Genomic DNA, 14,134 nt, shown 5'->3' with positions numbered 1-14,134 from the left:
CACGTGCACCCCAGGTCGGACCGTTGATCGGCCGGTCCGGGGCGGTGTCCCGGCTGCGGGCGCTGTTCGACGGCCGGCCCGTCGCCGGCGCGGCGCTGGTGGTGCACGGCGACGCCGGCCTCGGCAAGTCCACCCTGGTCGACGACACCGTGGCGTTCGCCGCCGGCCTCGGTGTCCGGACGCTGGCCGGTTCCGGCGCGGAAGCCGAGTCCCCGATCCCGTTCGCCGCCCTGCACCAGCTCATCCATCCCCTGCTGGACCGCGCCGACGCCCTGCCGGTGCGGCAACGGTCCGCGTTGCGCGCCGCGTTCGGGGCCGCGGACGGTCCGGCCGACCGGATGCTCGTCGCGCTGGCCGTGTTCAGCCTGCTCACCGACCTGGCCCGGGACCGGCCGCTGCTGCTGGTCACCGAGGACGTCCAGTGGATGGACCAGCCGTCGGTCGAGGTGATCGGGTTCGTCGCGCGCCGGCTCACCGCGGCCCCGATCGTGCTGGTGGCGACGTGCCGGCCGGCCCCGTCCGATCCGCTCGGCGCGTACGGGCTGCCCCGCCTGGTCCTCGCGCCGATGCCCGCGGCGGAGGCCGCCGCCCTGCTGGAGTCGGTCAGCCCGGGGCTCGACGCCGAGATCCGCCACCGGGTGCTGGACGAGGCGGAGGGCAATCCGCTCGCGATCGTCGAGCTGGCCCGGGCGCTGACCCGGCAGGTCCCGCTGGACCCGGGCACGCTGCCGCCGCGCCTGCCGCTGACCGGCCGGCCGGGCTCGGTGTTCGCCGGGCGGGTGGCCGCGCTGCCCGCCGACACCCGGCGGTTGCTGCTGCTCGCCGCGGCCGATCCGGGCCAGTCGCTGGCCGACCTGGCCCGGGCCGCCGCCCGCACCGGCCTCGATCTGGATCCGCTGGACGCGGCCGAGCGGGACGACCTGGTCACGGTGGCCGGCGCGCGGCTGCTGTTCCGCCATCCGCTGCTCCGGCCGACGATCTACCACGGGGCCACCCTGGCCGCGCGCCTCGCCGCGCACCGGGCGTTCGCCGAGGTCGTCGACGATCCGGTCCGCGCGGTGTGGCATCTCGCGGCGGCCACCGTCGGCCCGGACGAGGCCGTCGCCGCTGAGCTGGAGCGGACCGCGCGCGGCGAGCTGGCCCGTGGTGGGCCGGCCGCCGCGATGGCCGGTCTGCGGCGGGCCGCCCAGCTGTCCCCGGCCGCCACCGCCCGGGCCCGGCGGTTCGCCGAGGCGGCCGACGCCGCCCGCCACGCCGGCCGCAACGACCGGGCGATGGCGCTGATCCGGCAGGCGCGCGAGGGCCCGGCCGATCCGGTCGCGGCGGCGCTGACGATGATCACCGAGGCCACCGTGTCGCTGACCATCGGGCACCGCGAGTACGACATCGCCGCGCAGGTCGCCGTGGCCCGGGCGGTCCTGCCGGTCGACCCGGGACTGGGCGCCGAGGTGCTGGTGATGGCCGCGATGCACTGCCACAGCCGGGCCGCGCCGGCGGCGGTGCGCGACCTGGTCACGGCGGCGGTGCTCGACCTGCACCTGGACCCGGCGGACCCGCGCCGGGTGATGGGCCTGGCCGCGGCCGACCCGGCCCGGTACGTCCGGCAGGTGCGCCCGGCCATGCTCGCGGCGATCCGGGAGCTGCCCCGGTTGCCGTACCCCGTCCATGTCGCTCTCGCCCTGGCCACGGACGCGCTGCACCTGCACGTCGAGGCGCAGCGCGCCTGGATGGCCACCGTCGACGCGACGCAGCACCGGGGCGCCGTCGCCGAGCTGTCCGTCGCGCTGAGCAGCCTGGCGTCGTCCCGCCTGCACACCGGGCAGCTCACCGAGGCGCTCACCGAGGCGGACGCCGGCCGCCGGCTCAGCGAGGAGCTGGATCTCGGCGGGGTGGCCGCCTACGCCGCCGCGACCGCCGCGATCGTGCACGCCTGGCGCGGCGACACCGCGGCGCTGGACGAGGTCCTCGCCGTCGTGGTCCGTCCGGCCACCGCCAACGTCGTCGCCGACCTGGATCGGGCCCGCGGGCTGGCGGCGCTGGCCGGCGGCCGGTTCGCCGCGGCCGCCGACGCGTTCGTCGCCGCCCGCGCGCACCCGGCCGCGGCCGCCTGGGGCATCGCCGACCTGGTCGAGGCGGCCTGCCGCGCCGGGCAGGCGGACCGGGTGCGCCCGCTGCTGGAGCAGACCGCCGGGTACGCGGAGCCGTTCGACTCGGCCCAGTTGCGGCTGCTGCTGGAACGCGCCCGCGCGCTGCTCGCCGACGGACCGGCGGCCGAGCGGCACTTCCGCGCCTCGATCGCCGAGGGGGTCACCGGGAAGTGGCCCCTGGAGGTCGCCCGGACCCGGCTGGTCTACGGCGAGTGGCTGCGCCGGCAGCGGCGCAGTGTCGCCGCCCGCGACGAGCTGGCCGCCGCCGCGCAGGTCTTCGACACGGTCGGCGCGACGCCGTGGGCCGACCGGGCGCGCCGGGCGCTGCGCTCCGCGGGCGTCTCCGTGCCGCAGACCGCCGGATCGATGTCCGCCCTGTCCGGGTCCGAGCTGCAGATCGCCCGGCTGGCCGCCACCGGGCTGTCCAACCGGGAGATCGGTGACCGGCTCCAGCTGTCGCACCGGACGGTCGGCGCGCACCTGTACCGGATCTTCCCGAAGCTCGGCATCACCGCCCGCGCCGAGCTGCGCCAGGTGCCCGGCATCGACGCGCCTACCCCTGACGACTGAGCAGGTCGGCCAGCGCGGTCCGGTTCGGCACGCCCAGTTTGAAGTAGATCCGGTGCAGGTGGGTGCCGACGGTGCGGTGCGACAGGAACAGCCGCCGGCCGATCTCCCGGTTGGTGATCCCGCCCGCGGCGAGCCGGGCGATCTGCGTCTCCTGTGCGGTCAGCCCGGCCCCGGCCGGCGGTTCCGGGTCGGCCACCGTGACCCCGGCCGCGACCAGCTCGCGGCGGGTCTGGCCGGCCCAGGCCGCGGCGCCGATCGCGGTGAACAGCTCCAGGGCGGACCGCAGGCGGCCCCGGGCGTCGGTCACCCGGCGGCGGCGGCGCAGGCGGATTCCGTACGCGAGCAGCAACCGCGCCCGCAGCAGCGGCCACGCGTCGAGGTCACCGGCGAGCGCGACGCCGAACACCTGGTCGGCGTCCTCGTCGTCGGAGAGGATCGCCCGGGCGTACACCAGGTTGACGTCGAGACCCGGTGAGTCGGTCCGGCCGGCCACCTCGGTGAGGGCGGCGACCGTGGACCAGGCCTCGTCGGCGCGGCCGAGATGGCGGCAGGTCTCCGCCCAGTCCCCGATCAGCCAGTGCTGGATGAACGGGTGGTAGGCCGGGTCGGCCGGATCAAAAACGGTCCGCAACTGCTCGTACGCCTGCGGGTACCGGCCCGCGCCGAGCAGGGCCGTGGCCCGCACCAGCCGCAGGTGCGCGATCGCCGGCCCGGCCAGCACCAGCTCCATCTGCGCCGTCACCGACTCGGCGAGCGCCTCGTCGCCGCGCTGGGCGGCGGCCGCGCCGGTCCCGAGCGCCGCGATCGCGATCATCCGGGGCTGGCCACTGGCCCGGCCGAGCCGGACCGCCTCGTCCGAGACGATCTCCGCGTCCCGCGGCCGGCCGAGCTGGATGTACATCCAGGCGGCCGCGCCGAGCGTCTCGACCAGCTGGCCGATCCGGCCCTGGGCCCGCAGCCCGGGATAGGCGAGTTCGAGCAGCTCGGCCGCCCGCGGGTGGTCACCGACCGCGGCGGCGGCCATGACCAGATGGGCGAGCCCTTCCGGGTCCCCGGCCCGGGCGGCGGCGACCGCGGCCAGCCGGCCCCGGACCGTCCCGGCCTGCCGGATCGGGTCGCACCACGCCATCACGGCGAGCTGACGCGGCTCGGACAGGCTCGGGTCCAGTTCGGCGGCGAGGGTGGAGAGCTCGGCCCGCGACTCGTCGTCCATCGTCGAGTACCAGCAGCGCAGCGCGAACCCGAAGAGGTGGTCGAGCGCCCGGTCGATCTGCCCGGCGTCGCGCAGGTCCCGCACCGCCGCGGTGAACGCCGGGACCCGCTCGACCCCGGTCCAGGCGCGCAGTCCGACGGCCTCCTCGACCCAGCTGAAGTAGTTGCGGGTGGCCGGGTCCAGGTCGACCCCGGCGGCGACCTCGAACAGGTGCCCGAGCAGGTCCATCCGGCCGAGGTTGCTGGCGAAGTCGACGGCGGTGAGCAGCCGGTCGCCCCGGCGGGTCTGATCGGTACCGGTCACGGCGGCCTGCTCCAGGGCGGCGATCGCGATCGCCAGGGCACCCCGGCGGCGGGCCCGGTGGGCGGTCGCGGCGAGGGCCTCGGCGAGGTCCTCGTCGGGTCCGATCGCCGCCGCGGCCCGGTGCCAGACCGCCCGATCCGGTTCGCCGGCCAGGTGCGCGGCGAGGGCGGCGTGCGCGGCGCGGCGCTCGGCCGGGGCGGCGCTCTGGCGGACCGCCGAGCGGGCCAGCGGATGTTCCCAGCGCACCGCGCCGGGGCCGGGCGTGGCCAGCCGGGCGGCGACGATCGCGTCGAGGTCGGCGGCGGTGACCGGGCGCCCGGCGATCAGGTCGTCCTGGCGTACCCCGTCGTCCAGCGCCGCGAACAGCAGGTACGTCCGGGCGCCCGGCGGCAGGCCGGCCAACCGGCCGGCGAAGATCTGCTCCAGCCGGCCGGTCAGGGTGACCACGGCCGGGCCGGCGCCCGGCACCGGCAGGTCGGTGGCGGCGGTCGGCAGCTCCCGCAGCGCCAGCGGCAACCCGTCGGCCAGCCCGAGCAGCCGCTCGCGAACCTCGGCGGGCAGGCCCGGGGTGCGCTCGTCGAGCAGACCGGCCGCGGCCTCCGGGGCGAGCCGGCCCAGCGCCAGCACCGGAAGCCCGGCGCCGTACGCCCCGCCGCCGGTCTCCCGCGTGGTGATCAGCACCGCGATGTCGTCGTGGGTGGCCTGCCGCAGCACGAACATCAGCACGTCCCGGGTCGGGCCGTCCAGCCAGTGCGCGTCCTCGACGGCGATCAGCACCGGCTGCTCGGCCGCGCTCCCGCCGAGCAGTTGCAGCCCGGCCGCCGCGATCCGGAACGGGCTGCCGGCCTCCGCGTCGGTGAACCCGAACGCGGCGCCGAGCGCGTCCCGGTCGTCCGGCTCCAGCCGGTCCAGCTCCCCCAGCAACGGCAGGAACAGCTGGTGCAGCCCGGCGTACGGCAGGTCGGCCTCGGACTGCACTCCGGTGGTGCGCAACACCCGCAGCCCGAGCCGGCCGGCCTGGCCGACCGCGGCCTCCAGCAGCGCCGTCTTGCCGATCCCCGGCTCGCCGCAGATCAGCAGGGTGCGCTGCTCAGCCGGGGCGGCGACGCGGGCCGCCGCGACGTCCAGCACACCGGTCACGGCCGTGATCTCGGCGTCCCGCCCGAACAAAGCTGTCATGATCGCAGGACAGTAGTCGTCCTTCGTCAACTCCCGGCGCCTCCGGGCGGCCCGCTGACCGGTCAGCCGGCCAGGCGGCCCAGGTCGTCGCGCAGGCCGTCGAGCCAGACCCGCAGGTCGGCCAGGTGGTACAGGTCGCGGCCGAGGTCGTCCGGCCAGGCCAGCTCGGGCGGCCCGCCGTTGGCGGCGGCCGCGGTCGCCGGGTCGTGCAGCAGCAGCGCGAGCGCGGCGTGCTCGTAGCGGCCGGCCACGTCCGCGGTGCTCACCGTCAGCTCGGCCACGCAGGGCAGCAACCCGCCGGTCGGGCAGGACTTGATCAGCGCCTCGGCCCCGCGTACCGCGTGATGCCCGGCGACCAGCGTGGCCTGCCAGTCGACGCCGCCGGGGTGCGCCGGCTCGCTCTGGAACAGCGCGTACGACGCCTCGGCCAGCATCCCGTCGGACCGGGCCCGGGGCAGCGCCGCACCCGGCTGCCGCCCGTGGGCCAGCACGTCCACGGTGTCCCGGACCACCCGGGCCCCGTCGGCGAGGAAGATCCCGGCCGCCCGGTGCAGCTCGCCGGACGCGCCGCGCGGCCACGCGAACAGGCCGATCACCACCCCGATCACCGCGCCGAACGCGACGTCGAGCACCCGGGTCTCGGCCAGCCGCCAGTCCACCGGCGACACCTGGGCGAAGATCAGCGCGATCGTCACCGACAGGAAGCCCTGCGACCAGCCCAACCCGAGCAGCGGGCCGGCCGCGAAACCGACCAGCATCAGGACCGGCAGCAGCAGCGCGTACCACATCGGATCCACCGGGATGAACAGCAGACCGGCCGCGGCGACCGAGCCGATCACCGTGCCGACCAGGGCCGGGCGCAGCGTGGACCGGGTGGCCGCGGCCGACGTGCGCAGCACGGTCAGGACGGTCAGCAGCACCCAGAACCCGTGCGACACGTCGAGGATCCCGCTCAGCAGCCGGGCCGCGGCCAGCGCGGCGGCCAGTCGGAGGGCGCCCTGGAAGTGGACCGAGCGCGGGGTCAGGTTCTCCCGCAGGCGGTGCCACCACAGCCGGCGGGTGGACTCGTACGCGTACCAGAAAGGTCCTGGTCTTGCCTCGGCCGGCGTGGAATCCGGGTGGATCGGGGCGCCGGCCGCGATCCGGATCGCGGTGACCATGCTGAGCACCCACTCGCCGAGGCTGAGCGCGAGCGACCCCAGCCGCAGGCGTTCGGGCGGCAGGCCCTCCGGGTCGGTGCCCATCCGCCGCAGCCGGAACGTCTGCAGCGCCGCCGACATGGTCGTGGTGTCCGGCACCGGGCCCTCGCCGCGCAGCCAGGCCGCGGCCGTCCCGGCGCATCCGGCGGCCACCCGGACCAGCTCGGCCGCGGCCGGCACCGCGACCGCCAGGTGCTCGTCCTCGGCGTTCAGGTCGCCGACCCGCCCGAGCAGCAGCCGCACGGTGCCCGCGGCCGAGCTCAGCGCCCGGTCCCGCTTGCCCGCCGAGGCCGGTCGCTGGGTCGGCGGGAGCCGGGACGGGCGCAGCGCGTCGGCCGCCTCGGTCGCCTCCGGCAGCAGCGCGGCCAGCCGTTCCCGGCCGCCCGGCACCTCCGACCAGCTGTCGGCGATCGCGGTCAGGCAGGCGGACAGCCCGGCGATCGCGGTGGCCAGCCTGGTCCGGTAGGGCACCGGCGTCGCGTCCGGCCACAGCACCAGCTCGGCGCCGGCCAGCAGCAGCACGGCCAGCGTGACGCCGGCCAGCCGCCAGCCCAGGCCACCCGGATCGTAGGGCGGGAAACACGGCAGGATGTAGAGCAGCTGACCGCCCGCGGCCAGGCCGACCAGCCGCGGCCCGCCGACTCCGGCGAAGCTGACCAGGAAGCCGAGCACGAACATCCCGGCGGCGGCCGCCCACGTGTTGAACGACAGCAGCGTGCCCAGGGTGACCAGCACCCAGCCGACCGGCAGCACCCCGAGCAGCGTTCTGGCCCGCTGCCCGGGGCTGCCGGAGATCTGCGAGAGCAGGCCCAGCGCGATCACGGTGAACAGCGCGTAGGGCGCCATGCCGGGATTGCCCAGCACGTACCGGCTCAGATAGAAGCCCGCGCACGCCACGACCGTGATCCGGGCGGCGCGGCGAACGGTCGACAGGCCGGGGTCACGGCGGCGCAGCCAGGCAAGCACGCTGCGATCTTACGGGTCAGGGCCGCAGTGCCAGACGGCCGACGGTGGTCCGGGCCGCGAGATCACTCAAGGCCTTCGGGCCTTCGGCGAGGGGGTACGTAGTGGGCCGGCCCGGCCCGAGCACGCCGGTCCCGATCAGGCCGAACAGTTCGCCCATCACCTCGCCGAAGATCGCCGGCGCGGCCTGGATCAGGACACCGATGTTCAGCCCGATCAGGTGGACCTGGTGCCGGTAGACCAGATCCCGGTTGGTGACCGTGGCCTCCCCGCCGGCCAGGCCGTAGACGACGACCCGGCCGGTGACCCGCCTGGTCGCGGCGAGGCTGGCCGCCAGGGTGCGGCCGCCGGCCGACTCCAGGACCAGGTCGGCGCCGGTGCCGCCGGTCAGCTCCAGGATCTCGGCGGCCAGCTCCGGGCTGCGGGAGTCGAGGACGTGATCGGCGCCTGCCCTCCGTACCGAATCGTGTTTTTCCGGCGAAGCCGTGGCGATGATCGTCGCGCCGTAGTGCCGGGCCAGCAGCACCGCGGCCTGGCCCGTGGCGCCGGCCGCGGCGTGGATCACGACGGTCTGCCCGGCGGCGATCCGGCCCAGCGGCCGGAGCGCGGCCAGCGCGGTGGGCAGGCTGACCACCAGGCCGAGCGCCTGCTCGCCGGTCCAGCCGGCCGGGACCGGGACCGCCGCGGACGCGGGCAGCCGCAGGTACTCGGCGAACGCCCGGCCGGCGATGCTCGCGCCGATCACGTGGGCACCGGGTTCCAGGCCGGTCACGCCGGCACCGGGTTCCAGGCCGGTCACGCCGGCGCCGACGGTGACGATCTCGCCGGCGGCCTCGATGCCCGCGATGTACGGCGGTCGCGGGCCGCCCGCGAAGATGCCGGTGGCCTGCTGGAGGTCGGCGAAGTTGACCCCGGCGGCGGTCACCCGGATCAGGATCTCGCCCGGGCCGGGTTCCGGGACCGGCGCGTCGGTGATCAGGCGCAGGTCCCGCGGGCCGTCGAAAGATGTCTGCTGGAGCGCGTGCATGGTCGGTTTCCTTCGGCTGGGCGTCGATTTACACCCAGGAAGACCTTGCGGGTACGGCGAAGGAATCGGTCACCAGCGCCGGATCGCCGAACGAGGTGATCCGCCCGATGCCGGCCGCCGTGACGGTCAGGACGCAGATCCCGTACGGCCGCAGGATCCCGCTCGCGTCGCGGCGTAAAGCCACGGCCGCGGGCTGGCCATTGGCGCTGGTCGGATGCATGCGCCAGTCGCCGGGCGCGCCGAGCAGACGGTCCCGCAGGAACGGGAGGCAGACCGCGCGGCCACGGAACCAGGTGCGCAGCGGGGTCGCCTCCAGGGTGGCGTCGGCCAGCAGGAGCCGTTCCAGGGCGTCCGCGTCGGCGTTCTCGAAGGCGGCGATGTAGCGGTCGAGGAGCTCGCGGGCGCGCGGGGCGGCCGGCTCGGTGACGTCGTCGTCGGTCAGGCCCAGCTCGGCCAGCCGGGCGCGGGCCCGCTGCAGGGCGCTCTTCACCGACGCCGTCGTGGTGTCCAGCATGGCCGCGACGTCGGCGGCCGGGAACCCGAGCACGTCCCGCAGCACCAGGACCGCCCGCTGCCTCGGCGGGAGGTGCTGCAGACTCGCCACCAGCGCCAGCCGCACCGTCGCGCGGGCGGCGACGACGGCCGCCGGGTCGAGCATCGCGTCCGGGACCGGCTGCAGCCAGCTCACGTCGGCGCCGACCCGCAGCGGCGCGCCGGGATCCGGCTCCGGGGCGCCCGCACCGGACGGCAGCAGCCGGCGGCTCCGCTTCGCCAGCTCGGTCAGGCAGCGGTTGGTCGCGATCTGGTAGAGCCAGGTGCGCAGCGAGGAACGACCCTCGAACGAACGGAACGAACGCCAGGCCCGGAGGTACGTCTCCTGGACGGTGTCCTCGGCGTCCTGGATCGAGCCGAGCAGGCGGTAGCAGTGCGCGAACAGTTCCCGCCGGAACGGCTCGGCCGCCTCGGTGAACCCGTCGGTGTCCGGCACAACCGCCATTCAACACGTCCCGGGCGGGGCTGTCGGCGTACGCCTCAATCGGGTTTTTGATCCTCGGTTTTTCGCAGGTCACGCTGGTACCAGGTGCCCGGCTTGCCGCTGAGCTCGGCCGGATCGGCCGGGCCGACCGGGGTGAAGCCGGCCTTGGTCAGCACCCGCTGGGAGGCGACGTTCGTGAGCGCGGTCGCGGCCCGCAGGGTGCGCAGGCCGTGCCGGGTCGCCGCCAGGCCGCACAGCTCGCGGACCGCGGCGGTCGCCAGCCCGCGGCCGGTGGCGTGCTGCGCGACCCGGTAGCCGAGGACCGCGGTGCCGAACTGGATGTCGAACAGGTTGAACCGGCCCAGCACCGCGCCGCCGTCGTCCTCGTCTTCGTCTTCGTCGATGAGCAGGTAGAACGCGCAGGCGCCGGCCTCCTGCAGGACCAGCAGGTCGCGGTGCCGGTCGGCGAAGTGGTCGAAGAACTCGTCACCGCGGTCGAAGATGGTGGCGGCGAAGAACGCCCGGTTCGCCAGCTCGAAGGCCAGGATCGCGGGGGCGTCGTCGGCAGCCAGCCGCTTCAGTACCACCCTAAAACTCATTCTTGAGCCGGTCGTCCTGGAGCCGGGCGGCGATGCGGTCCACCGCCTGCTTCGACTCGAGCAGGCCCCGGCCGGTCTGCTTGCGATAGGCACGGACGGCGTCGATCGCCCGGCCGTTCTCCAGGTGCCGGACCACCTCCGCCTCCTCGGGGGCCGGGATCCCGAGATGAGCCATCACCAGGTCGAGCTTGCGCTGGACGGCGGCGAGTTGGACCTCGGAAATCCGCCTGTCCTGGAACCAGGCGCCGACCGCGGCCACCATCGACCCGATCGTGGCGAGGATGAGCAGAGTTGCCTCAAACGGATCCATCGACACATCAAATCAACGACCCGCAACCACATCGGAGGGTGGGCATAGGGTCGGTGGGGTGATTACCTGCGTTGTGCACTACACCATCGATCCGGCGCAGATCGGGGCGTTCGAGCGGTTCGCCCGGGAGTGGATGCGCCTGGTGGCGAAGCACGGCGGGCTTCACCACGGCTACTTCCTGCCGGCCGAGGGGGCCAGCGATCGGGCGGAGGCGCTGTTCAGCTTTGAGAGCCTGGCCGCCTACGAGCGCTACCGCTCCCGGTTCGGCGCGGACCCGGAGTTCGTGGCCGCCGACCGGATCCGGGACGAGTCGGGCTGCGTCCTGCGGTATGAGCGGACCTTCATGCGCCCGCTGCTGCCGGACCAGCGGTAACCGGGCGGTCGAGCCGCAACACGCGGTGCCGGCGGTCGTCGATCGGGTTGTCCGGCTCCAGGTCGCCCTCGGCGACCGGCGTGAAGCCGGCCTTCTCCAGCGCCCGCCACGACGCCGGGTTCGCCGCGACGACCGGGACCACGACGCACGACGACCCGGGCAGGTCGGTCCAGGTGCGGGCGACGAACGCGGCGATCATCGAGGTGCCCAGCCCGTGGCCCACGTCGCCGGGTTCCCCGATGAGGTAGTCGATGCTGACCGCCCGCGGCGGCACCGGGTAGACCGGCGTCATCTCGGCGAGGTACTCCGGATAGTCGCTCCACCAGCAGCGTTGCAACAGGCCGACCGGACGCCCGGCCACCGACGCCAGCCAGTCCTGGTTGGGCTCCTCGCCGCGCGCCGACGGACCGAAGTCCCGCTCCACCGCCTCGGCGGTCCACTCGTGGTTCCACCACCGGGCGACGTGCGGCCGCGACAGCCAGCGTGCGAGCAGCCCGAAATCGCCCGTGTCCACACGCCGGAAGTCCCAGATCGCCACCGTCTCAGGTTAAGTTCGACGGTGTGGACAACCCGACACGAATTACCGGGACGCGGCCGCGGCAAGCCGTGTTTGGCCTGGTCCGCGTCGGGAAACCGCGCTTCGCCGGAAACCCGAATGAGTGCAAAGCTCGGATACAGTCTCGGCCGTGCCGGATCACACCTCGCGACTGATTGCCGGGCGCTACCGGCTCGTACGCCTGCTCGGCTCGGGCGGGATGGGCCGGGTCTGGGCCGCGCGTGACGAGTTGCTCGACCGGGACGTCGCGGTCAAGGAGATCCTCGCGCCGCGCGGGATCAGCGACGACGACCTGGACGCCCTGTGCGAGCGGACGCTCCGGGAGGCGCGCGCGATCGCCCGGCTGACGCATCCGAACGTGGTCCGCATGATCGACGTCGTACCCGATGATGGTTTGCCCTGTCTTGTCATGGAGCTCGTGCCGTCGCGGTCGCTGTTCGCGGCGATCCGGGAGGACGGGCCGATGGACCCGCGGCAGGTGGCCCGGATCGGCCTGGACCTGCTGTCCGCGCTGCGGGCGGCGCACCGGGAGGGCATGCTGCACCGGGACGTGAAGCCGGCCAACGTGCTGCTGGCCTACGACGGGCGGACCATCCTCACCGACTTCGGGCTGGTGTCGATCGCCGGCTTGTCCGGGCTGACCGCGACCGGCGTGGTGCTCGGGTCGCCGTCCTATCTGGCGCCGGAGCTCGCTCTCGACGGGACGGCCGGGGCGGCGTCGGATCTGTGGTCGCTCGGCGCCACGTTGTACACCGCGGTGGAGGGTCAGCCGCCGTATTCGCGGTCGACGCCGGCGGCGACCCTGGCGGCGCTGGCGACTTCGCTGCCGCGGCCGCCGAAGCGCGCCGGAGTGCTGCTGGACCTGCTCGAGGGCCTGCTGGACCGGGATCCCCGGCAGCGGATCGACGCGGCCACGGCCGAGCGGCTGCTGCGGATCGCCGCGAGCGAGGCGCCGCCGGCCCCGTCCCGGGCGCGGCCGTCGGGTTCCCGGCACCTCCGCGTGCTGGCCGGGCTCGCCGTGGTGGCCGTGATGCTCGCCGCCGTCGTGGTGGCGGTCCAGCTGAGGTAGTCACGTTGCGTCGATGCGGCACGATCGGCGCGTGACGGTTGACGGTGAGACCTGGCAGCTCGGGCACCGGACCGAGGACGGACGCTGGGAACGCCACCCGGTGACCGCGGAACGCCCGGCCAGGGGCGAGGCGACCGGCCGGGTGCTCTGCATGACCTGTGACGAGCCGGTCGACTACGTCGCCGTGAGTGCCGCGGTGCTCCGGCGGCGGCTGCGGTGGCGCCGGGGGCGGGCCCGGGCCGGGCGCTACGCGGCGGGGTTCGTGCTGGTGGTCCTCGGGCTCAGCGCGATCGTCCAGCTCCCGACCGTGATCCTGATGGCCACCCGCGGCGAGTGGCTGGTGGCGTTGCTGCTGCTCCTGTTCGGGGTGGTCTTCGGGGGCCTCGCGGTCGCCATGGTCCCCTACGTGCGGGACCGGGCGGTGGGCCTGTCGGACGCCGAGAAGGTCCGGCTGTCCAGCCCGTCGGCGGTGCACGAGATCCGGCCCCTCTGCGCACCGGCGTCGCCGATGCTCGGCTTCAATCCACGCCTTCCCGACGGCTAGATCAACTGCGCGGTGGCGGGAGTCGGCCGAGCAGTTTCTTCATGATCTACTGGCGGCATGCGGCGGCGGGCTTTCACTTCTCTGGGTGCGTTTTCGCTGGCGGCCGTGCTCGCCGGTTGCGCAAAATCCGCCGAACCCGGTCATCCGGTGCCGTCCGGGCCGATGGAGACACCAGCCGCACGGTTGCCCGAGTCGTCGCCGACAGGCCTGGCCGTCAGCAGCGACTACGGCTGGTTCGAGGCCAACGACGAACTCACCGAGGGCTTCTGCTTCACCTGGATCGCCGGGCTCACCCCGGAACAGGTGGTCCAGAGGCTCGGCGGCCGCCGGCTCCGGACAACTGGCTGGCGGGCCGAGTGGGAATCCTTTCCCGGCCGGCGCGGCGGCGAGACGGTGATGGCCGTCGCCGGGATGCCGGGGTGGTCGCTGGTCGTCGAGGACATCGGGGTGCTCGCGCTCAGGGACGACCTCCTCGAACGGCTGTCGGCCCGCACGACCGTGGTCACCCACTCCCGCAACGTTGAACTCGACTCGCGGTTCGCCGTGATCAAGAACGGCCGGCTGCAGGTCGCCTTCGATCCGTACGACCCCGGCGACCGGACCGGCAGCCGGCCGGACGCCCTCCTCGCGGACATGCGCGCGGCCGGGTTCACTCCGGACGATCAGGACAGCGACAACGCCGATGCGACCGAGACCGCGTTCGCGCTGACCGAACGCCTCACCGGGGTGCCGATGACCGCCGCGTCGCTGCATTCAGCTTCCTACCTGGTCACGGCCGTGTACGACGCCGGCACCGCCGCGTGGGAGCGGGAGAACCCGAACCCCGGCCTGCAACCCGCCAACTGAACCTGAGTATCCGGGCTCGACAGACACGCGTCGAATGAAGCCACATCCCGGGCGGCAGATGCGTGCACCCGGTGATCACCACGGCCGCGCTGTTGTTCGGCGGAATATATTGACCGGCATGGAGCCGGCGGCAAGCGATGGCTGCGCTGAGGAATGGGCGACGGTGCTTGGCCGGGGCGAGCGTGGCGACGCTCATGCCCGAGACTCCGCCCCGGGCTGTCCGGCTGGCATGGCTCGATTGGTGCGTGCGGCCGAGGACA

At 74.7% G+C, this 14,134-nt stretch carries 12 protein-coding genes; 5 read left to right on the top strand and 7 right to left on the bottom strand.

What is annotated here, in order from left to right:
* Positions 1-23 precede the first annotated feature (23 nt).
* Complete coding sequence (locus L3i22_RS54400) at positions 24-2,717, top strand: AAA family ATPase (protein WP_221329404.1); 2,694 nt, start codon at positions 24-26, stop codon at positions 2,715-2,717.
* Here the strand turns inward: L3i22_RS54400 and L3i22_RS25130 are convergent.
* From L3i22_RS25130 to L3i22_RS25105, 6 genes are all read right to left on the bottom strand, one after another.
* Complete coding sequence (locus L3i22_RS25130; protein ID WP_221329403.1) at positions 2,701-5,412, bottom strand: LuxR family transcriptional regulator; 2,712 nt, start codon at positions 5,410-5,412, stop codon at positions 2,701-2,703. The two genes, L3i22_RS54400 and L3i22_RS25130, sit on opposite strands and share 17 nt — an antisense overlap.
* A gap of 62 nt (positions 5,413-5,474) precedes the next feature.
* The gene (locus L3i22_RS25125; RefSeq protein WP_221329402.1) at positions 5,475-7,577 is read right to left on the bottom strand and encodes an FUSC family protein; all 2,103 of its coding nucleotides are present in this window, start codon (positions 7,575-7,577) and stop codon (positions 5,475-5,477) included.
* 16 nt (positions 7,578-7,593) lie between these two features.
* Positions 7,594-8,601 carry a zinc-binding dehydrogenase gene (locus tag L3i22_RS25120; RefSeq protein ID WP_221329401.1) on the bottom strand — a complete coding sequence of 336 codons (1,008 nt, stop codon included), beginning with the start codon at positions 8,599-8,601 and terminating at the stop codon, positions 7,594-7,596.
* Between the two features lie 28 nt (positions 8,602-8,629).
* Positions 8,630-9,598 (bottom strand): RNA polymerase subunit sigma-70, encoded by a 969-nt coding sequence (locus L3i22_RS25115; protein WP_221329400.1) that lies wholly within the window; start codon positions 9,596-9,598, stop codon positions 8,630-8,632.
* A 35-nt stretch (positions 9,599-9,633) separates the two neighbouring features.
* Positions 9,634-10,164, bottom strand: coding sequence for a GNAT family N-acetyltransferase (locus L3i22_RS25110; protein WP_255658569.1), 531 nt, complete (start codon positions 10,162-10,164; stop codon positions 9,634-9,636).
* Between the two features lies 1 nt (position 10,165).
* The gene (locus L3i22_RS25105) at positions 10,166-10,486 is read right to left on the bottom strand and encodes a hypothetical protein (protein ID WP_221329398.1); all 321 of its coding nucleotides are present in this window, start codon (positions 10,484-10,486) and stop codon (positions 10,166-10,168) included.
* Positions 10,487-10,544: 58 nt separating this feature from the next.
* Between L3i22_RS25105 and L3i22_RS25100 the strand changes: the two genes are divergently transcribed.
* Complete coding sequence (locus tag L3i22_RS25100) at positions 10,545-10,859, top strand: NIPSNAP family protein (protein ID WP_221329397.1); 315 nt, start codon at positions 10,545-10,547, stop codon at positions 10,857-10,859.
* Here L3i22_RS25100 and L3i22_RS25095 read toward each other — a convergent pair.
* A complete protein-coding gene (locus tag L3i22_RS25095) occupies positions 10,828-11,397 on the bottom strand; it encodes a GNAT family N-acetyltransferase (RefSeq protein WP_255658568.1) in 570 nt (189 codons plus the stop codon). The two genes, L3i22_RS25100 and L3i22_RS25095, sit on opposite strands and share 32 nt — an antisense overlap.
* A 148-nt stretch (positions 11,398-11,545) precedes the next feature.
* Between L3i22_RS25095 and L3i22_RS25090 the strand changes: the two genes are divergently transcribed.
* From L3i22_RS25090 to L3i22_RS25080, 3 genes are all read left to right on the top strand, one after another.
* On the top strand, positions 11,546-12,484 hold the full coding sequence (locus L3i22_RS25090) for a serine/threonine-protein kinase (protein ID WP_221329396.1): 939 nt from the start codon (positions 11,546-11,548) through the stop codon (positions 12,482-12,484).
* A 31-nt stretch (positions 12,485-12,515) separates the two neighbouring features.
* Positions 12,516-13,028, top strand: a complete 513-nt coding sequence (locus L3i22_RS25085) for a hypothetical protein (protein ID WP_221329395.1) — start codon at positions 12,516-12,518, stop codon at positions 13,026-13,028.
* Positions 13,029-13,190: 162 nt separating this feature from the next.
* Positions 13,191-13,874, top strand: coding sequence for a DUF6461 domain-containing protein (locus L3i22_RS25080; RefSeq protein WP_221329394.1), 684 nt, complete (start codon positions 13,191-13,193; stop codon positions 13,872-13,874).
* The last annotated feature ends 260 nt before the right edge of the window (positions 13,875-14,134 follow it).

This window comes from Actinoplanes sp. L3-i22 (assembly GCF_019704555.1).
GTDB lineage: Bacteria > Actinomycetota > Actinomycetes > Mycobacteriales > Micromonosporaceae > Actinoplanes.
This window is presented reverse-complemented; position numbering and strand designations above follow the sequence as displayed.